Annotated in this window: 17 protein-coding genes; 6 read left to right on the forward strand and 11 right to left on the reverse strand. The window is 50.1% G+C overall.

Translation table 11 applies throughout. From position 1 onward, the window contains the following. Positions 1-60 precede the first annotated feature (60 nt). On the forward strand, positions 61-1,341 hold the full coding sequence (gene bioA, locus F0L74_RS12975; protein ID WP_246197696.1) for an adenosylmethionine--8-amino-7-oxononanoate transaminase: 1,281 nt from the start codon (positions 61-63) through the stop codon (positions 1,339-1,341). A 60-nt stretch (positions 1,342-1,401) separates the two neighbouring features. On the opposite strand, the gene F0L74_RS12980 is transcribed toward bioA, so the two are convergent. The 5 genes from F0L74_RS12980 to sppA form a co-directional block, all read right to left on the reverse strand. After that, a complete protein-coding gene (locus F0L74_RS12980) occupies positions 1,402-1,899 on the reverse strand; it encodes a DUF2911 domain-containing protein (protein ID WP_149838283.1) in 498 nt (165 codons plus the stop codon). A gap of 107 nt (positions 1,900-2,006) precedes the next feature. Then, positions 2,007-2,552 (reverse strand): SRPBCC family protein, encoded by a 546-nt coding sequence (locus F0L74_RS12985; RefSeq protein ID WP_149838284.1) that lies wholly within the window; start codon positions 2,550-2,552, stop codon positions 2,007-2,009. Between the two features lie 75 nt (positions 2,553-2,627). Beyond that, complete coding sequence (locus tag F0L74_RS12990; RefSeq protein WP_149838285.1) at positions 2,628-3,158, reverse strand: SRPBCC family protein; 531 nt, start codon at positions 3,156-3,158, stop codon at positions 2,628-2,630. A 79-nt stretch (positions 3,159-3,237) separates the two neighbouring features. Continuing rightward, positions 3,238-4,335 carry an ABC transporter permease gene (locus tag F0L74_RS12995; protein ID WP_149838286.1) on the reverse strand — a complete coding sequence of 366 codons (1,098 nt, stop codon included), beginning with the start codon at positions 4,333-4,335 and terminating at the stop codon, positions 3,238-3,240. Positions 4,336-4,505: 170 nt separating this feature from the next. Next, positions 4,506-6,263 (reverse strand): signal peptide peptidase SppA, encoded by a 1,758-nt coding sequence (gene sppA, locus F0L74_RS13000; RefSeq protein ID WP_149838287.1) that lies wholly within the window; start codon positions 6,261-6,263, stop codon positions 4,506-4,508. Positions 6,264-6,380: 117 nt separating this feature from the next. On the opposite strand from sppA, the gene folK reads away from it, so the two are divergent. Together folK and F0L74_RS13010 are read left to right on the forward strand one after the other, a co-directional pair. Continuing rightward, positions 6,381-6,863 (forward strand): 2-amino-4-hydroxy-6-hydroxymethyldihydropteridine diphosphokinase, encoded by a 483-nt coding sequence (gene folK / locus F0L74_RS13005; RefSeq protein ID WP_149838288.1) that lies wholly within the window; start codon positions 6,381-6,383, stop codon positions 6,861-6,863. Between the two features lie 111 nt (positions 6,864-6,974). Continuing rightward, positions 6,975-7,613, forward strand: a complete 639-nt coding sequence (locus F0L74_RS13010) for a deoxynucleoside kinase (RefSeq protein WP_149838289.1) — start codon at positions 6,975-6,977, stop codon at positions 7,611-7,613. A gap of 399 nt (positions 7,614-8,012) precedes the next feature. On the opposite strand, the gene F0L74_RS13015 is transcribed toward F0L74_RS13010, so the two are convergent. Then, positions 8,013-9,287, reverse strand: a complete 1,275-nt coding sequence (locus tag F0L74_RS13015) for a BaiN/RdsA family NAD(P)/FAD-dependent oxidoreductase (protein ID WP_246197697.1) — start codon at positions 9,285-9,287, stop codon at positions 8,013-8,015. A 138-nt stretch (positions 9,288-9,425) separates the two neighbouring features. Between F0L74_RS13015 and F0L74_RS13020 the strand changes: the two genes are divergently transcribed. The 3 genes from F0L74_RS13020 to F0L74_RS13030 all read left to right on the forward strand — a co-directional run bounded on the left by F0L74_RS13020 (position 9,426) and on the right by F0L74_RS13030 (position 13,647). After that, positions 9,426-11,885 carry a hypothetical protein gene (locus F0L74_RS13020; protein WP_149838290.1) on the forward strand — a complete coding sequence of 820 codons (2,460 nt, stop codon included), beginning with the start codon at positions 9,426-9,428 and terminating at the stop codon, positions 11,883-11,885. A gap of 101 nt (positions 11,886-11,986) precedes the next feature. After that, positions 11,987-12,523, forward strand: coding sequence for a 5' nucleotidase, NT5C type (locus F0L74_RS13025; protein ID WP_213086954.1), 537 nt, complete (start codon positions 11,987-11,989; stop codon positions 12,521-12,523). Positions 12,524-12,540: 17 nt separating this feature from the next. Next, positions 12,541-13,647: a lipase family protein gene (locus F0L74_RS13030; RefSeq protein ID WP_149838291.1), complete on the forward strand. Its 1,107-nt coding sequence runs from the start codon at positions 12,541-12,543 to the stop codon at positions 13,645-13,647. 70 nt (positions 13,648-13,717) lie between these two features. Here F0L74_RS13030 and F0L74_RS13035 read toward each other — a convergent pair whose 3' ends face one another. From F0L74_RS13035 to F0L74_RS13055, 5 genes are all read right to left on the reverse strand, one after another. Beyond that, positions 13,718-14,119, reverse strand: coding sequence for a DUF4890 domain-containing protein (locus F0L74_RS13035; protein ID WP_149838292.1), 402 nt, complete (start codon positions 14,117-14,119; stop codon positions 13,718-13,720). Positions 14,120-14,169: 50 nt separating this feature from the next. After that, positions 14,170-14,673 carry a periplasmic heavy metal sensor gene (locus F0L74_RS13040; RefSeq protein WP_188315985.1) on the reverse strand — a complete coding sequence of 168 codons (504 nt, stop codon included), beginning with the start codon at positions 14,671-14,673 and terminating at the stop codon, positions 14,170-14,172. A 1-nt stretch (position 14,674) separates the two neighbouring features. Continuing rightward, positions 14,675-15,013, reverse strand: a complete 339-nt coding sequence (locus F0L74_RS13045) for a hypothetical protein (RefSeq protein WP_149838294.1) — start codon at positions 15,011-15,013, stop codon at positions 14,675-14,677. 78 nt (positions 15,014-15,091) lie between these two features. Then, entirely contained in the window at positions 15,092-15,679 is a 588-nt protein-coding gene (locus tag F0L74_RS13050; protein WP_149838295.1) for an RNA polymerase sigma factor, read from the reverse strand. Positions 15,680-15,829: 150 nt separating this feature from the next. Continuing rightward, positions 15,830-18,790, reverse strand: coding sequence for an outer membrane beta-barrel protein (locus F0L74_RS13055; protein ID WP_149838296.1), 2,961 nt, complete (start codon positions 18,788-18,790; stop codon positions 15,830-15,832). Positions 18,791-18,928: the final 138 nt, after the last annotated feature.

Genomic DNA, 18,928 nt, shown 5'->3' on the forward strand with positions numbered 1-18,928 from the left:
GTACACTTTAAATAATTTATCTGTTAACTTTGCGCCTTCAGCTAATTATCAATCTAATTAATGATGGCTACTACACTGAGTGAACGGGACCTGCAGGTGATCTGGCATCCGTATACGCAAATGCAAACGGCGCCTGCCCCCATTGGGATCGTGCGCGGAGAAGGCGCTTCTTTATACGATGAGGAAGGCAACCGTTATATAGACGCTACCTCCAGCTGGTGGGTGAATATACACGGGCATGCCCATCCCTATATAGCGCAACAGCTGGCCGCACAGGCCCTACAGCTGCAACACTGCATCTTTGCAGGCTATACGCACCCTACAGCAGTGACCCTGGCGGAAAAGCTGCTGCCCATACTGCCCGGCCGACAAAGCCGCGTGTTTTATTCTGATAACGGATCTACGGCGGTAGAGGTGGCCCTTAAAATGGCCTTACAATACTGGCATAACAAGGGCGTGCAACAGCGGAAAAAGATACTGGCTTTCCACCACTCCTACCATGGCGATACTTTTGGCGCGATGAGCGTAAGCAGCCGCAGCGTGTTCACTGCGCCTTTTGATGAGCTGCTGTTTGATGTGCATTTTATTGATACGCCTTCGGCGGACAATATAACGGCACTAAAGGCAACCATCCAGTCACTGGGAACGGATGCCATTGCCGCCATTATATTTGAGCCCCTCTTACAGGGCGCGGGCGGTATGCTGATGTATGAAGCATCCGCACTGGACCAGCTGCTGAGCTGGTGCCAGGAGCAGCAGATCCTGCTGATTGCGGATGAGATACTGACAGGTTTTGGACGTACGGGCAAGAACTTTGCCATGGAGAATGTAGCTACGCCGCCGGATATGATCTGCCTCTCCAAGGGATTAACAGGCGGCGCCATGGCGCTGGGCATTACTACCTGTACCGCTGCTATCTATGAAGCTTTCTTATCAGAAAATAAATTAAAAACGCTTTTTCACGGGCATTCCTTTACCGCCAATCCACTGGCCTGCAGCGTAGCATTGGCCAGCCTGGACCTGTTCCTGGATCCCAATTGCGCACAGCAGCGGCAGCGGGTACAGGCGCAGCACGAAGCGTTTATACAACGGCTATCGGCCTCCAGTGCGGTAAAACAGATCCGTTTGCTGGGGACTATACTGGCTTTTGAGATCGTTACGCCGGGGCAGGATACTTATACGAACCAGCTGGCGGATGAGTTGCACCGGTTCTTCCGGCAAAAGCGGATCATGCTGCGGCCATTGGGGAATACGCTGTATATACTGGCGCCTTATTGTATTACGGATAAGGAGTTGGGCGAGGTGTATGGGGCGATCATGGAGTTTCTGGAGCGGTATTGATACATGTAATGCGCTAATGTGCTGATAAGTATATTACCAGCACATTAGCACATCAATACATTAAGATTTTACGGGCACTTCTACTTTTGTTTTATCCCACTCCACTACCAGTTTATTGGCCGGTAAGGTGATGGTCAGCTTTTCTACCGGGCTGCCTACAGTAGTGGCAGGCGCGGTTACCTTTAATACATCGTTGCCTTTGATCTCATTGTATTTGAAGGCGCCCCACTGTTTCAGCGTGCTATTCAGGATAAAGGTCCACTCGCTTTTACCAGGGATGGCAAACAGCGTGTAGGTACCTGCTTTTACCGGTTTACCCCCAAATGTGGCGTTTTTGGCAAAAGTGATCTCTGTAGCTTCGTTAGCGCCAAGACGCCAAACTTCGCCATAAGGCACCAGTTTACCAAAGATCTCCCGGTTCCTTTTGGAAGGTTGGCCGTAGCTTACCTTAACGTCCTTGCCTTCGGCGGTGATACGCGGACTTTTAGGCGCTTCTTGTGAGAATGCCATGTAGGAGGTGGTGCCTAGTATGGCCAGGAATAAAAAAATCTGTTTCATATAGTTGCATTTAATTTAATGGCTAAAAACCGTGCAGGAATTTACAGCTATTCAACAGATATACCCGTACCACTCATCCAATTTCAGGAACGCTTATATTACCTGCATTATTTATTACGCTCACAGCGCTCTTTTAGTTCAGTAAGGCCCTGTTCCACCTGGGGGCCCATAAGACGGTCCGCCATAAAACCACGGAATTTCCACCAGGGCAGCCAGCCCAGTTTTGTCACCAGGTACCAATGGATAACGGTACCGTCTCCATTTTTAGTGGGTTTTATCTCCAGTCCGGAGCTAACCGGCCTCATATCATTATACAGTAGCTCATAGTATACGCCTTTAGCGGGCTCGCTGCGTGTGATGGTCAGTTTACCGCTAGTAACGCCTTGTTTTTTAGGATTGGCCCAGCTATACCAGGCGCCGGTACCGTAAGCCGGTTCAGAGAACTCCAGGGAATTAGTAGCCTCCATTTTAGTCCAGGGGTTCCATTGGGACCAGGTACGCAGATCGTTGATCTGGCCGTACACTACCGTCATAGGCGCATCAATAACGCCGGAACGCTCTACCACCGCCTGAGAAGGAAATAATAGGGAAAGCAGGGAGATCAGTATAGCAAAACCTACTATACTTATCAGTATAAGTTTGATAAAACGCATGCGCGAATTTACATATAAAAGGGGAAGCTAAAGGGGGATAATGTTTGTTTAACAGGGATGGTTGCGGCGGAATGCCTAGCCTCGTGAGGCAGTGGCCAATTGTTGCAAGCCTCTTTCAAAATCTTTTCCTACCCATTTATCCATCATCAACCCCATCAGTTTGCGGGCGGGATGCTGCCCTACCGTCATTTCCATGCCCCAGGTAACCCGGGTGCCCTCTCCTGCCGGCTCAAAGCGGAAGTATCCTTTGCTGCCGCCCTGTTCCATAAAGTTGATATTAGTGGCAATATATTCATAGGGTCTTGACTCCGTGATAATAAGGCTGCCTTTACCTACATTACGCTTTTTGCTTTCCCAGCTATAACCGGCGCCGGCGCCGCTCTCCTTTTCACCGTAGGTGATCTTCATCTCCGGGTCCAGGTTATGCCAGGGCGACCAATGCTCCCAGTTGCGCAAGGTATCTACCTCCCGGAAGACCACTTCCGGACGGGCATCCATGAGTAAGGACCTCTCGATCTTTAAACGGGAAGGCAGGTAAAGGGAGAAAACGAATAGCCCCAGGATCAGTGCCGCTAAAGCACCCAAAATGAGATACAGGACTTGCATGTAGTCAATTTAAGTAAAAAAGCAAAAATTAAAAAGAAAAAGACAGCCGCCCTTTACTTTTAACGCTTGCCCCTACCGGCTATTCCCACTTGAATACTTTGATGGTGATGGCATAGATGACAATGCCCCAGAGTACCATTACGCCCAGTTCCAGGCCAATGTTCCAGAGGTGCAGCCCTTCAAAGGCCACTTTGCGGAAAGCATCGTTCAGGTAAGTGAGCGGCATAATGCGGCAGATGGGCTGCAGCCATGCAGGCAGGGCATCCACAGAAAAGAAAGTACCCGCCAGCAGGAACTGCGGCATGGTGATGATATTGGCAAATAAAGGGATCGTACTTTCTGTACGGGCCACACTGCTTACCAGGAAACCAAATCCCATAAAGATGCCCAGGCCAAATAAAGACAGGACCAGCATCTCTGCAAACGTAGCCACGCCATGCACCAGCGTAAAACCAAAAGCAAAATACCCCAGGCCAATGATCACGATGGCGCCAAATAACTGGAACAATAAGCGGGACACTGTTTCGCCCAGGATGATATAGGTACGTTTTACCGGTGTGGCAAAGAAACGTTTTAATACCAGGGTTTGCCGTAAGCTAAAGAACAGGAAGGCGGTGGTAAATACGCCGCCGCTGAGCAGGGAAAAGCCCAGCATACCGGGCAGCACAAAATCGATAGTGCGGTATACCCGGCCCGGCACAACCGCCGTGCGGATCTCCGCTACGGAGGGGCGTTTGTAGAACTCGTCGTCCGTACGGTTGATCACATCCTTTAAAATAGATTGGAATACCTGGATCTTATCTGCACCGGCGGTGGATGTACGCACCGCTATATCATAAGCAGGAGCGGCCGTTTGTGCGGCCTTGCGGGTAACGTGTACGATGGCGGTGATACGGCCTTTGATCATATCGTCCTCCATTTCTGCAGGCGACTCATACACCAGCTTCACGCTTTTGGCGGCGCTCAGGCCCCGGAACAGTTCACTGGCCGTATCCGTACCGGGGGCTACGCCCACCTTTACGGTTACCGCGCCATTGCCGATGAAACCGAACACCAGGATAAAGATCAACGGGAAAACTATGCTAAAAACCACGGTGGAAGGGCTCCGGAACATCGCCCGTAAACTGCCTTTTGTAATGGCCATCATGGCCTTCCACTGACTGTACTGCACCGCCATAAATACGATCTGCTTTAAAAAAATTGCGTAAAACTAAGCTGTTTTATGCCATTTCCATAAAAAATCCCGGGGGGAGCCCGGGATTTAAGAAGATTTTAATGCAATGTGCTGATTTGCTGATCTGCCAGTATGCTGATAAAAATGCAGGATCTCCGGCTTTCATTAGCACATTATTTTATTAGTAGATCGAACGGCAGGCGGGCCTGTATTTCGCCTTCCATTTCCTGCAGGCGTTTGATCTGCTGGTAAATGCTGTAATTGGCGCCCAGTTCCTTTTTAACGTAGCTGGCGCTGGCATCGCTGCCAAAAGTCTTCATCAGCTTTTCCAGCGGCTCTTTCACCTCCGGGTACTCCCGCAGGCGGTAAGAGGATACTTTGGCCATTTTGGCGGCGCAGGCCACCGCTTCGTTCAGGCCGCCGATCCGGTCTACCAGGCCTAACTGTTTGGCCTGTACGCCACTCCATACACGGCCCTGGGCTATGCTGTCCACCACGGCTGCCTGCAGCTTACGGCCGGCTATCACCCTGGATTTAAAGGTGCTGTAAATGCTGTCTATCGCTTTTTGTATAAACTGGCGCTCCGTTTCCGTCATAGGGCGGGTAGCGGAGCCCAGATCTGCGTACTGGGCCGTTTTTACCCCGTCAAAGGTAACGCCCAGCTTATTTTTGAAGAAGTTCTGCAGGTTGGCCATCATGGCAAACACGCCAATGGAACCAGTGAGGGTATTGGGCTGTGCAAAGATGGTATCCGCCATGCAGGAGATATAGTACCCGCCGCTGGCCGCATAATCACCCATGGATACCACTACCGGTTTGGCCTTTTTAGCCAGCTCCAGTTCGCGCCAGATGGATTCTGAAGCCAGGGCGCTGCCGCCGGGGGAGTTCACCCGGAATACGATGGCTTTGATGCTTTTATCTTCGCGCAGTTTGCGGATCTCTTTGATATAGTCCTCGCTGGCGATGATCACATCTTCATTGCCGGATTTGCTCACGATAGAGCCCTGGGCATAGAGTACGGCTATCTTGCTATCACCGGAGGTAGATTTATAATCTGCTCCGCTCTCATATTTGGTGAGGGATACAAAGTTGATATCGTCGCCTTTTTCCAGGTTCAGCTGTTTGCGCAGCTCATCCATCACCTGGTCGTCATACCGCAGGCCGTCTACCAGCTTTAGGTTCACTGCATCGTGGGCGTTCTGGATCAGTCCTTCGTTGGCGTAGCGGTACAGAGTGGCGGTATCCAGGTTACGGCTTTTGCCGATGTTAGCCAGGTAGTGGCCATACAGATCGCTCAGGTAAGCGCGGGTCTGGATGCGGTTAGCCTCCGTCATCTGTGTTTCGCGGAAAGGCTCCGTAGCGCTTTTAAAGCGGCCATCGTAAAAGATCTGAGGCTGGATCTCCAGCTTTTCCAGGGTGCCTTTCAGGAACATGATGGTAGTGGAGAAGCCTTGAAAATCCACGCCACCTTGCGGGTGCAGGAAGATCTTATTGGCGGTGGAGGCCAGGTAATAAGCCTGCTGGCTCATCCCCTCCCCATAAGCATATACGAATTTACCGGATTTGCGGAATTGCAGCAAGGCGTTGCGCAGCTCTTCGCTGGTGGCAAAGCCATTAGGATTACCGTCTGTTTTAAGATAGATCCCCTTAATATTATCGTCCTTGGCGGCATGCTCGATCATACGCACGGCGTCGTATAAGCCGGGCGTTTCACTGGCGTCCCTTTGCAGCAGGGCGCCTATCGGGTTGTTTGTTTTCTGTTCACCGTAAGGCTGACTGGTTTCCAGCACCAGCACGCTGTTTGGGTCGATCACTACTTTTTCAGGGGCCAGGGCCTTGCCTATCATCGCCAGCATAACGATGATGCTGATAACCCCAAAAACTATTAATGCCAGCAGGGATGCAAAGAAGATCTTGAAGAAGTTACGCATATGAATCAGATTGGTTGTGCTGTCTTTAGTTGCAGCTTGTTAAATTGTCCAGTAACCAATCACAACTGTTTTTTTCAAAAATAAGGAATATGGCTACTTTTGCGCCGATAAATATACATGAATACTGCAATATTACTTATAGGTGGCAATTTAGGGAACCGGACAGCTCATTTGCAGCAGGCGGTACAGCTGATAGATCAACAAGCTGGCCAGGTAACAAAGGTTTCTGCCTTGTACGAAACAGCGCCCTGGGGCAATGTGCAACAACCGGATTACCTGAACCAGGCATTGCAGATAACCACTCCGCTGGAGCCACTTGCCCTGTTACATGCCGTGATGGAGATAGAACGCGCTATTGGCCGTATACGGCAGGAAAAATGGGGCGCCCGTGTAATAGACATTGATATCATCTTCTATAACGATGCGATCGTATCCGTGCCGGAGCTGAAGCTGCCGCATCCGCGCATGCAATACCGCCGGTTTGTGCTGGCGCCGCTGAACGAGATAGCGCCGGACTGGATACACCCTGTGTTGCAGCAACCGGTGAGCGCGCTGCTGGAAGCGTGTAAGGATGATCTGCCGGCGAATAAAATTAATTGATGTGCTAATGTGCTGATATGCTAATGTGCTGATGGAATAGACAGCCTGGCAATTCAGCACACTAAACACATTAGCACATTAGCATATCAGCACATTAGCACATTAAAACCCATGAATTACCGGTTCATTACCATAGAAGGCAATATTGGCGCTGGCAAAACCACGCTGGCCAATATGCTGGCGCGTCATTATCATGCTAAACTTATCCTGGAAGAGTTTGCGGACAATCCTTTTTTGCCTAAATTCTATGAGAAGCCCCGGCAGTATGCTTTTCCACTGGAGCTGTTCTTTATGGCGGAACGTTATAAACAGTTGAAGGATATGCTGCAAACGCAAGACCTTTTCAGCGATGTGGTCATATCCGATTACCTGTTTATCAAAAGCCTGCTGTTTGCGCGCATTAACCTGGCGGAGGATGAATATAACCTGTACCAGAAACTGTTTGAGATCATTAATCCCCAGCTGGTGCAGCCGGACCTGCTGATTTTCCTGAATGCCCCGGTAAGCCGCCTGCAGCAGAACATCAGGAAACGCAACCGTTCCTACGAGCAGCAGATCGAGGATGAATACCTGTTGAAAGTACAGCAGATGTACACCCAATACCTGAAACAACATGCCGTACGCACGTTGATGATAGATACCACACAAATTGATTTTCTGGCCAACCCGGGTCATTTTACGCTGATCTTACAGGCCCTGGAGAAAGAATATGCGCCTGGCATCCATTACCTGGAGGCCAACGGGCAGTAACCCATTTACGCGATGCGGTGAGCAGCGGGCATTTCCCATGATATAAAGATTCTCTATGCGAGGATAAATATTATTGTTTAGCTCTATATCGCAAAGACCATTACTTTTGTTCTACAGTTGAACAGTGAGGAAAGAGATGATCCCTGAGAACGGCATTTGGAAAAGGATTAATAGATAGCACGGACTTAGAAGCACGAGGGAATTACGACAAAATCTTTTGCCAGCGTTAGGGTATTACGAATTATTAGTTACCAATTACAGCGGCGCTTCCGTAAGGCAGCAACCGCAGGTCTTGATGGGCAATGGGATATAGAACCATTAGCAATAGCCAATAAGGTGAACAATGAAAAAACGGCTTGCCTATCATTTGTAATTTGTAATTGATAATTCGTAATTTTTTTATGCCTCCTCCTGTGCGGCAATGCTGCTGGCGGCAATGAAACCGCTGGTCCAGGCATGCTGAAAGTTAAAGCCCCCCGTTATCCCATCCACATCCATCACCTCTCCCGCAAAATACAGGCGCCGCGCCAGTTTGCTCTCCATGGTGGAGGGATTGATCTCCGTTAACCGGATACCGCCGCAGGTCACAAATTCCTCTTTAAACGTTGTTTTTCCCTGTACGGGTAATTCCATGGCGGCCAGGTTTTTCACCAGCTGCTGCTGCGCTTTGGCAGGCATATCCGCCCAGCGGGTGGCGTCTGTGATGCCGGACTGCAGCAGCAGGAACTGCCACAGGCGCTGCGGCAGCTCAAAGGGGTTTTTATTGAACATTTTCTGCGGGCCTAATGAAAAGCGCAGTGCCTGCAGCTCTTCACGCAGGGTATTTTCATTAAAAGCGGGCGTCCAATTTATAAGGGCGGTGAAGCGGTACTGCAGCTGCTGCAGATCGCGGGCGCCCCAGGCGGAAAGGCGCAATACGGCCGGGCCGCTCATACCCCAGTGGGTAATAAGCACGGGGCCCTGCTCCTGCAGTTTAGCGCCGGCCACCTTTACATGGGCCAGGGGCACGCTTACCCCCATCAGGGCGGTAATGGCATGGCCGGGCGTATTTAAGGTGAACAGGGAGGGCGCAGGCGCTTCTACCTGGTGGCCGGTAGCTTTTAACCAGGCAAATTTATCTGCCTGGGCATACCCGCCGGCAGCTACGCAGAGGTAATCTGCCTGCAGGGGCGGGCCTTGCTGGAGGGTTAGCTGCCAGCGGCCGTTTTCCTGTTGCTGTATAGCCGTAACATCCTGGTGCAGGGCCACTTTTACCTTGTACTGGTCCGCCTCCCGCAGCAGGCAGTCGATAATGGACTGGGAACTGTCTGTAACGGGGAACATACGCCCGTCTGCCTCTGTTTTCAGCATTACGCCCCTATCGGCAAACCATTGAATGGTATCCGGCACAAAGAAGCGGCCAAACGCCTTTTTTACAAAGTGCTGGCCACGTGGGTAGTGTTTGGACATGTAGGGGATATCAGGGGCAGCATGCGTAACATTACAGCGCCCGCCGCCGGATACCTTTACTTTAGATAACAGTTTACCCGTCTTTTCCAGCAGCAGTACCTCCAGCTGTGGGCACAGACGGGCTGCATTCACGGCGCAGAAAAAACCTGCCGCGCCGCCACCGATAACGATGAGTCTTTTTTTCATATCCGCCGCTCCTTCCATTCGTAATCCGTAATTGGTCATTCGTAATTATTTCCCTTGCCTTAAAATTTTCTTAAAATAGTTTAGCTGCCTGCAATAATAGCTAAAGCTATTGTATTCTTATATTCTATAACCTATATAGCATATTTTTTGCTATTATCGCATTTTAAATTTCTTTGCATGCAACACCTACGCGCCGTTTTGAAGCAGTTGCGTTTGCAGTGGTGGCTCCCTGCCTTTACGATAATGCTGATCAGTGCTTTTGCCCTTTTGCCTGCTGACGATTGGACTGACCGGGTGGTAGAAGCCCTGGACGAATTTGCTAACCGTTACCCACAGGAAAAAGTATACCTGCACCTTGACAAGGACTATTATGCCTCCGGAGAGACCATCTGGTTCAAGGCCTATATTACCCTGCAAGGCCTGCCCGATACCCGTGCGACCAACCTTTATGTAGAACTGGCAGACCGCAGCGGCGCCATTGTACAGAAGAAATTGTTTGCGGCCGGTAATGCCGGCGCGCCGGGTAACCTGGATCTGCCGGAAACGCTGAAACCCGGTATGTACCAGCTGCGGGCCTATACTTCCTGGATGCTGAACTTTGACCAGGCATTCCTTTATTCCCGCACCATCGAGATCTTTGACCCGCAGAAGCGGAATAACCCGCCCACCCGCGACAGCGTTAGCTCCACCGCGTTTTCCGTACAGTTTTTCCCGGAAGGCGGCGATATGATCATTGGGCAGAATAATATAGTAGCTTTTAAAGCCATTGACCAAAGCGGTTATCCTATAGGCGTTAGCGGTATAATAAAGGACAGCAAGGGCCAGAAAGTGGCCGCTATAGAAACCCTGCATGACGGTATGGGCCAGTTTGAGCTGATGCCCGCCAAAGCCGGCGAAACCTATAGCGCAGTCATAAAAGCCGCCAATGGACAGGAGAAAAGCATTGCCCTGCCGGCCGTAAAGACCACCGGCGCGGGCTTGAAAGTATATAACCGCGGGGCCCGCGTATTTTACCAGGCGATGGTAGCCAACCCGGCAGATACTGCTTATGATGAACTGCTGCTGATTGGCCAGATCAACCAGCAGCTGGTATATAAAGCGCCGTTAAAGGTGTCTGAAGGCCGTATCAGCGGTTTTGTGCCTACGGCATCCATGCCATCCAGTATTATGCAGCTGACCCTCTTCAGCAAAAGCGGCCAGCCGCTGTCTGAAAGGCTGGTATTCATCAGCAAACCGGACCGTCTGCCCCTGGCCTTACCGGATGACGCCTCCATTGATACGGAAGAACGCGGCAAAAATACCGTGGTGCTGAAAGTGCCGGACAGCCTGCAATCCATCCTGTCCGTAGCCGTTACGGACGCAGACCTGGTGGTAAAGGACCCGGATCAGAACACCATCGTATCCAACCTGCTGCTTACCTCTGACATGAAAGGATATATCCATAATCCGGCCTGGTACTTCACAGATACCTCCAAACTGGCCACGCAGGCCCTGGACCTGGTGATGATGACCAATGGCTGGCGGCGTTTCAGCTGGGAGAAGATCCTGAACAAACAGTTCCCTGATACCCGTTATCCCTATGAGCAGGGCATTTTGCTGAAAGGCACCGCCTTTACCAATAACGGCCGTTACCAGCTGGCAAACGGTAAAGTGGACTTCATCATTAAACAGATGACTGACAGCAGCACCATGATCGCCTCTGCCCCTACCAACAGCATGGGTGAATTTACCCTGCAGAACATGGTATTTGCAGATACCGCCCTGATCTACTACCAGGGCAATGATGCGCAAAAACGCTGGAAAGACGTTACTGTGAAGTTCAATACCCATTTCTTTGAGAATACGGCATCGGTAGCGGGGCCTTTCCCCTTCCGTATACCGCCGGCCATCGATAATAATACGCTGAAAGCTTACCTGACCACCGCTTTTGACGCTAACAGGGTGAACCGGTCCATCAATAGCCGCACCATTTTCCTGAAGGAAGTGAACATCAGCGAGCGGAAAGTGACCAAGGAAGAGTCTATGGATAAGAAGTACGCCAGCGGCTTGTTTTCCGGCGGCGATGGGTACTCCTTTGACATGACCAAGGAAAATGCCAGCTATATGAACGTTTTCCAGTACCTGCAGTCAAGGGTAGCCGGTTTGCAGATCACCGGGGACCTGAACAATCCTTCCCTCTCCTGGCGCGGCGGAAGCCCTTCCCTGTACCTGAATGAGATGCCGGTGGATGTATCCATGATCAGCAGCCTGCCTGTAACGGATATTGCGCTGGTGAAAGTATTCCGCCCGCCGTTCATGGGCGGTATTGGAGGCGGCGCGGGCGGCGCTATTGCGGTATATACCAAAAAAGGCGGCGAAGGCGGTGATAATACCGTACGCGGCTTTGAGATGTATAAGAAACCGGGCTATACCGTAGTGAAGGAATTCTACTCACCGGATTACGCGGTGCATAAAGAAGTGCATTCCCTGCCCGACAAAAGGATGACCCTTTACTGGAACCCGAACCTGCCAATCGATACCAGCACCCATACTGCCAATATCGTTTTCTACAATAATGACTTCTCCAGGCATTTCCGTGTGGTGGTAGAAGGTATTGGCGCAGACGGGACGGTAGGCCGGGTAGAAAAAGTATACTAACCCCCGGGTATAAGTTGTTAGTCGTTAGTCGTTAGCCATTAGTAAAATCAGATACAATAAATATCTTTATACTAATGACTAACGACTAATTATTTTACGTTATGACGAATCATGTGTTATCGATTGCCATAGATATGGACGAGACCATTGCAGATCCGATCACCAAAGCCCGGGAATGGTATTACCGGGATTATGGTAAAGTATTCTCCGAAGAAGAGCTGTATGGCAAAACCCTTTCTGAAGCATTACCCATTGATCATAAGGGCAAGATCCTGGAGTACCTGAACACGCCCGGCTTTTTCCGCGACCTGGCCGTATATCCGCATGCGCAGGAGGTGCTGGAAGAGCTGAACAAGAAATACAAGCTCTATATCGTATCTGCCGCTATGGAGTTTCCCCACTCCCTGAAGGATAAGTATGACTGGCTGATGGATAATTTTCCGTTCCTTACCTGGCGGCAGTTTTGCCTGTGCGGCGATAAGAGCCTGGTGCAGACAGACATCATGATAGACGATCTTATCCGTAACTTTACGCATTTTAAGGGTAAACCGTATCTGTTTACCGGCCATCATAACGTACATATACAAGGGTATGACCGTATCCTGAACTGGGAAGATGCGGCGGCCAAATTATTGTAACCATTATTGTGCAAGCTATGCGTATATTAAAACGCTTACTGGCGGCCTGGATCTACAGTATATTGCTTTATTGTTTGCCGGCAACGGCACAAAAGCTGCAGCCAGGCTTTGACCCCAAAGAATATGAACAGCTGCTGCGGGTAACGGCCCTGCAGGGAGATACTCCCTGGACAAAGCTCGTGGTTCCCTACCCGGACAATTGCCGGCTCATATACCGCTCGCCGGTAGTGGGCATGCTGAACCGCTGGGATCTATGGTTGCACGAGGACCATACGGCCATCATCAGTATACGGGGTACCACCGGCACAGCGGTATCCTGGCTGGCGAATTTCTACGCCGGCATGATCCCTGCCATGGGCACACTGCAGTTAAATGACAGCACCCGCTTCCCTTACAAACTGGCCAGGGACAGCGCGGCGTATGTGCATGCCGGCTGGACGCTGGGCATGGCCTCCATAGCGCCCGATGTAGTAAGCAAGATCAAAGAATACCATAAGAAAGGCATACGCAACTTCCTCATCGTTGGGCATAGCCAGGGAGCGGCCATTGCCTTTTTGCTGCGCTCATACCTGGAGTACCTGGATGACCCGGACTTTCCCAGGGATATCCTGATCAAGACCTATTGCAGCGCTGCGCCTAAACCCGGTAATCTGTACTATGCATATGACTATGATTTTATTACCCGTGACGGCTGGGGCTACCGGGTGATCAACCCACGGGATTGGGTACCCGAAACGCCTTTTTCCATACAGACCACTAATGATTACAACAGTGTAAATCCGTTTGTGAACCTGCATAAAGGGTTGAAGAAACAGCGGTTTTTTATACGGTTGGCTGTGAACTATATGTATGGCCGGCTGGACCGCTCCAGCAAACGGGCCAGCCGCCGCATGCAGCGGGTATTAGGCAAACTGGCGTATAAGCAGGTACATAAGACACTGGCGGAATATGGCCGGCCTGATTTTGTGAACAGCCATAATTATACGCCCGCAGGATCTCCCATTATACTGTACCCGCAGGATGGGTATGACGCTAAATTTCCGTTCGATGGTAAGAACCTGTTCGTGCACCATATGGTGGCGCCGTATGTGTACCTGCTGAAACAGATCTATAAGATAGACTAACGTATGTATAAAAAAACGGTAGCGCAAACGAGATCCGTCTGCGCTACCGCCATCACTAACTAATACTTACTTATTTCTTGCCATTGCCGCCGCCATGGCCTCTTCCGCCACCACGTTGTTTCTTCATTTCTTCCATCTTCTCATTGTACTTTTTGAACTGGTCATCGGTCAGGAAACCTTTTACTTTGGTATCGCGATCGTCACCCAGTTTTTTGAACGCATCCCTGTCAGGACGGTTGCCAGTGGCTTTTGCATCTGCGCGCAGCTTTTCCATAGCTTTATAGAACTCGGTATAAGCGTCGTTCAGTTTAGTTTTCTGATCGTCTTTGAGGGCCAGATCAGGAGACAGTTTTTCTACTGTCATCTTTGCCCTTTCTTCGGGCGTACGGCGTTGATGATCGCCCTGATCCTGTGCCTGTACTCCAACGTAACTGGCGAATAAGCACGCCAATGCTAACATAATCCTCTTCATGATGATTAAATTTATATTTTAAAAAATGGTGTATGTATGTCTGTAATTGGTTAACGTCGCGGGTTGCGGGGATGGAGGTTATCCCTGCGGAAAGGAGCGGTCATCCGGTATACCACCTGGTGGATGAGGGTATCAAAACCAGGGCGCTGGGATGAGTCGCACAGGTTACGTACCTGCTGAAAGTGGTGGAAGGTCTGCAGATCAATGGCAGCCTGCCTGCGCCCGATCTCTGCCGCGGCCAGCTCCAGCACGGAGTCTGTAGTTTCCGGTGTATACAATAACCGGTAAAAGCTATCCTTGGCGTTGCGCATATCGGTGAGCAATGGTTTCATTTTTGTCCAGTGCTGATCCCGGAGCTGCTGATAGGCGCCCAGCTGCTCTTTTGAAAAACCGGCCTTTTCTTCCAGTATCTGTACCAATCCTTGTCTGCCTGGCTGATCATGTTTGCGGGAGCCATTCTGTTTCATGTTAATGAACACCAGCAATACAATCATGTTGGTTATTAACAGCACTCCTACAATGATCAGTAACACCTTGTTTTTAGCTATTGCCATTTCACTCCATTTTATCGTCATCGTATATTGTTGGAACCTCCAACCGGTATTCCTCTGCAAATGCCTGTAAGGAAGCCTGGTCTGTGCCTGTCGATTGCTGTTCGAACTGCCGTATCAATACAATGCTGTTCAGCAGCAGGATAATAAAAAGCCCTGTAATGGCTACGGAAGGCCGTGCTATCCATCCCAGCACGCGCTCCCAGGCGCTGCTGCCTTTCTGTTGTAAACGCGCCTGCAGACGGGTAAAAAAGAAATCTCCCGCAGCTGCCCTGTTTGCGCCATCGAGGCTATTCATGGCAGCGTTTACTTCATCCCTTATTTCATCTTCTCTTTTCTTCACGGTATACAGTTTAAAGATCCTGTTTCCTTTCTCTGTTCCTTACTATTAATTAGACGCCATTCTTTCAAAAAACCTTCGCTATTTTCCTTCTTCCGAATAATATTTTTCCAGTAGTTTGCGCAAATTAGCTTTAGCGCGATGCATAAGCCCTTCTACGGTGGCCATGCTCATATCCATTACTTCTCCTATCTCTTTTGCAGGCAAACCTTCCAGTTTGTGTAATACGAACACGGCCTTTTGCCGCTCCGGCAGCTGATCCAGCGCTTTGAACAATACGGCGGCCCGCTCTTTATTCTCCATTTGCACGCCGGGGTGGTGAAAGTCCGGCGCTGCGTCTGCAATGGCCTCCTGCCTATCCCCAAACAAGCTGGACACAAGGCCCCAACGTTTTTTGCGGTTCCTTTTCTTCACAAAATCCAACGACTTGGTAACCGCAATGCGGTACAGCCAGGTAGACAGTTTGGCGTCTCCCCTGAAAGAACCGATGGACTGGTATACCTGCACAAATACTTCCTGTGCCACATCCTCTGCATCCGCCTCATGCTGTACAATGCCTAAGACGGTATTATACACCATATCTTTCCAGGTTTCCACCAACTCCCTGAAAGCCGCCTGGTCTCCTTTCTTTAGCGCTTCCGATAAATCCTGTTCAGTGAACGAGCTCATTTTTTTTAGCTGCGTAGCTTTTAGCTTTTAGCCGTTAGCCATTAGCTGTTTAAGAATTAGTCCGCGTGATAACAGCTGTTGGCTGTTGGCTTTGGGCCTTTAGCGTTTGGCTGTTGAATAATTAGTTCGTTAGTTGATAGTAGCTGTTAGCTATTCCTGCCTCGTTCTGCCGCCGCCCATACCACCGGTCCTGCCACCACCGCCGCCAGGCCTTGTGCCATCGGGTGATAAAAAGAGCCCGTTGGGATGCCGCATCATGTTCCTTTCGTCTTCCTGTTGCTCTGTTGTTTTATCGGTCTTATAGTTCTTGATCTTGTAAGTAAATGTAAGCATAAAGTACTGTTTCAGTACCTGGGTCTGCACGTCCTCCACATAGGTTTCCGTAGTGGTGCGGGTAATGCTGCGGTTCTGGTTCAGCAGGTCAAAGATGGTGAGGCGGATGTCTGCGCGCTGATCCTTCAGGAACTTCTTACCGGCGCTTACATTCCACAGCCAGTACTGCTGGTTATATCCATCTGTTAAACCGCTGTACAACTGGTTGGTAAGATCGTTAGAGAATACCCATCCGTTCTTTGACAGCAGGTTTAGGCGTAAACCGGCGGCAGAAGAGAAATAGGTATTATTCAGCGTGGGCTGTATACTGTTCTTCAGATCGTTGAAGTTAGCGGAGTAGGACAGCGTAAAATCCACATACTCGCTGATATTGCTGGAGAGCACTACGCCCAGGTTATAATTATAACTGTTAGAGGTATTGGTGATGTTATTCACGATACCCGGCGTACGTGCCCAGGTAAAGCCTGCATTCAGGTTCACATTGGTCTTGATGGGCTGCACGGGCATACCAAAAGTCAGGAAAGACCGTACGCTCCAGTAACCATCCATATTTACCGGTTTGGACAGCTGCGAGCCTTTGAACAGCGTAACGGTGTTGGTCAGCGCAGAGTCTTTAGAGGCAATATAGGTGGCGTTGGTCACATAATCTTTTGTGTTCTGCACAAAGATGTTGGCAAAAAAGCTCATGCCCTTATCCGGTTTGGTATAGCTATACCGGGTGATCAACTGGTTGGTAGCCTGCTGTTGCAGTTCCGGGTTACCCGTAGAGATAAACAGCGGGTTGCTGTTATTGATCACGTTCTGCAGCTGGCCTATGGACGGGTTGCTGGTAGATACCCGGTACATCAGGCGCAGGTTGTTATTATCGTTAAACTTCCAGCGTAACATGGCATTAGGCAGCAGGTTGCTGAACGTTCTGCGCACATCTGTATTAAGCGGGAAGGTCTGGTCGCTATTCAGTTCTGAATACTGGTAAGAAACGCCTACGGACAACATCACGTCGCGGGTACCGTAACGGTAGGTAACGCCGCCATTCTGTGTTTTATAGGTATTCTCAAATACGTTGGATAAGCTGGTATCCGGCAGTATGTATTTACCGGTGAACTCATCAAAGTGGAAGGTTTCCTGGTCCGCATTATTCTTTGACCAGGAAGGGTTATAGTTCAGCTGTAATTGCCCATGCTGGCCAACCGGCTCTGTATAGGCAACGTTAGCGGAGATCTGGTAGCCATTGCTGTTAGGGCTGGATTGCTGCCGGGTAGAATCATTCAGGCCCGTTTGTCCTTTAAAATAAGTATTATAGGCAGTCAGGTTACGTTCTCCGTCCTTATCATTTAAGCCCAGGTTAAGACCTACGGAGATGGTACGCCCGCGTTTGCTAAAGGCATGGCGGAACAGGATACCTGTGCTGGCGTTATAACCGGAGGTGCTGCTGTTCTGATAGTTCTCAGAGCGGCTTACCAGGCTGCTGTCCGGCAGGGAGTTTACACCGTTTGTTTCCGCATAGGAATTGTATTTCTGGAAGCTCACATTGGGCGTAAACAGCAGGCTGTTGGCGGAATCTATCTTATACTCCACGCGCATGTTAATACGGTGGTTATAGTTCTTGTTGCTGGTTATCTGGTGCTCATTATACAACTGGCTGGAGTCCCCGGTAAGGAAGGTGCGCCTGTTGGTCAACTGATCGTTGGCGTTATTGGTATTGTTAAAGAAGTAGCTGCCGCTGGCGGTTATTTTTTTACCCCATACATCAGAGAAGTTTACGCCAATGGAATTGGTTTTGGTAATACCATCCTGTTGACCAACGAGGAAGTTACCGGCGTTACCGCCGCCACCTCCACCGCCACGGCCACCTCCGCCGCGACCACCTCTTCCACCACCACGGTTACCGGCAGCATTGCCTACCACACCCAACAGATCCTGGGTAGAGAAGTTCTGCTGGTTAATGTTATTGGTAATACCGATGATGGAGATCCGGCGGTCGCCATTAAACAGGCTTACGTTGCCGCCTGCGGAATAACGGTCGTCTGTGCCATAGCCGGCAAATACCCGCCCGAACTGGGAGTTCCGCATCTGGCCACGTGTTACGATGTTAATGGTCTTGTAGGAGTTACCATCATCAAAGCCGGTGAACTGGGCCTGATCGCTCAGGCGGTCAAATACTTCTATCTTATCTATCACTTCTGAAGGCAGGTTACGAAGGGCGGCCGTAGCATCGTCCCCAAAATATTCCTTACCGTCCAGTAATACTTTCTTTACGTCTTCGCCCTGTGCTTTTACGCCTGTGCCATCTACGGTAATACCGGGCATTTTCTTCACCAGGTCTTCCGCGGTAGCATCCGGGTTGGTTTTATAAGCGCTGGCGTTATAAGCAAGGGTATCCCCTTTCTGTTGTACCGGAGGTACCATACCGGTGATGGTCACGCCTTTAAGAGCTGTGAACCCACGGTCCATCATGATAGTGCCAAGGTCCTGACGGTTGGCATTCACCCGGATGGTCCTTGTTATATTCTTATATCCCAGGAAGGTCACGGACATTCTGTAGGCCTGTGCGCTGAGGTTAGGGATGGTAAATACGCCGTTACCGTCTGTAACGCCGCCTACTATCTTGGTAGAATCTTTTACGGAGGTAAGCTTTACCGTAGCGCCGGGCAAAGCGAATTTCTCTGTCTTATCCTGCAGCACCCCTTTTAACAGCAGGTCCTGTGCAAACACCGCCGGCGCAGCGGTCAATACTAAAAGCCCCGTGAAGGCGATGCGTTGTACTATTGTACTCATCAGATACGATTATACCTTATTGGACGACGGATTAAAGCAGAACCTTTGCTCTATGAAAAAAAATTTTAATGATTTAACGTGGTATGGACCGCCGGCCATCAAGTGATCGACGAAATGGCTTCTTTTTACTGCCAGCCG

Source organism: Chitinophaga agrisoli (assembly GCF_008386695.1).
GTDB classification, from domain to species: domain Bacteria; phylum Bacteroidota; class Bacteroidia; order Chitinophagales; family Chitinophagaceae; genus Chitinophaga; species Chitinophaga agrisoli.

What these genes read in the sequence shown, in the direction of transcription:
- F0L74_RS13030 (WP_149838291.1), top strand. Translation starts at nt 12,541, where the DNA reads ATGCGTATATTAAAACGCTTACTGGCGGCCTGGATCTACAGTATATTG.
- F0L74_RS13040 (WP_188315985.1), bottom strand. Translation starts at nt 14,673, where the DNA reads ATGGCAATAGCTAAAAACAAGGTGTTACTGATCATTGTAGGAGTGCTG.
- F0L74_RS12990 (WP_149838285.1), bottom strand. Translation starts at nt 3,158, where the DNA reads ATGCAAGTCCTGTATCTCATTTTGGGTGCTTTAGCGGCACTGATCCTG.
- F0L74_RS12995 (WP_149838286.1), bottom strand. Translation starts at nt 4,335, where the DNA reads ATGGCGGTGCAGTACAGTCAGTGGAAGGCCATGATGGCCATTACAAAA.
- folK (WP_149838288.1), top strand. Translation starts at nt 6,381, where the DNA reads ATGAATACTGCAATATTACTTATAGGTGGCAATTTAGGGAACCGGACA.
- F0L74_RS12980 (WP_149838283.1), bottom strand. Translation starts at nt 1,899, where the DNA reads ATGAAACAGATTTTTTTATTCCTGGCCATACTAGGCACCACCTCCTAC.
- F0L74_RS13025 (WP_213086954.1), top strand. Translation starts at nt 11,987, where the DNA reads ATGACGAATCATGTGTTATCGATTGCCATAGATATGGACGAGACCATT.
- F0L74_RS13010 (WP_149838289.1), top strand. Translation starts at nt 6,975, where the DNA reads ATGAATTACCGGTTCATTACCATAGAAGGCAATATTGGCGCTGGCAAA.
- F0L74_RS13055 (WP_149838296.1), bottom strand. Translation starts at nt 18,790, where the DNA reads ATGAGTACAATAGTACAACGCATCGCCTTCACGGGGCTTTTAGTATTG.
- sppA (WP_149838287.1), bottom strand. Translation starts at nt 6,263, where the DNA reads ATGCGTAACTTCTTCAAGATCTTCTTTGCATCCCTGCTGGCATTAATA.
- bioA (WP_246197696.1), top strand. Translation starts at nt 61, where the DNA reads ATGATGGCTACTACACTGAGTGAACGGGACCTGCAGGTGATCTGGCAT.
- F0L74_RS12985 (WP_149838284.1), bottom strand. Translation starts at nt 2,552, where the DNA reads ATGCGTTTTATCAAACTTATACTGATAAGTATAGTAGGTTTTGCTATA.
- F0L74_RS13035 (WP_149838292.1), bottom strand. Translation starts at nt 14,119, where the DNA reads ATGAAGAGGATTATGTTAGCATTGGCGTGCTTATTCGCCAGTTACGTT.
- F0L74_RS13020 (WP_149838290.1), top strand. Translation starts at nt 9,426, where the DNA reads ATGCAACACCTACGCGCCGTTTTGAAGCAGTTGCGTTTGCAGTGGTGG.
- F0L74_RS13050 (WP_149838295.1), bottom strand. Translation starts at nt 15,679, where the DNA reads ATGAGCTCGTTCACTGAACAGGATTTATCGGAAGCGCTAAAGAAAGGA.
- F0L74_RS13015 (WP_246197697.1), bottom strand. Translation starts at nt 9,287, where the DNA reads ATGACCAATTACGGATTACGAATGGAAGGAGCGGCGGATATGAAAAAA.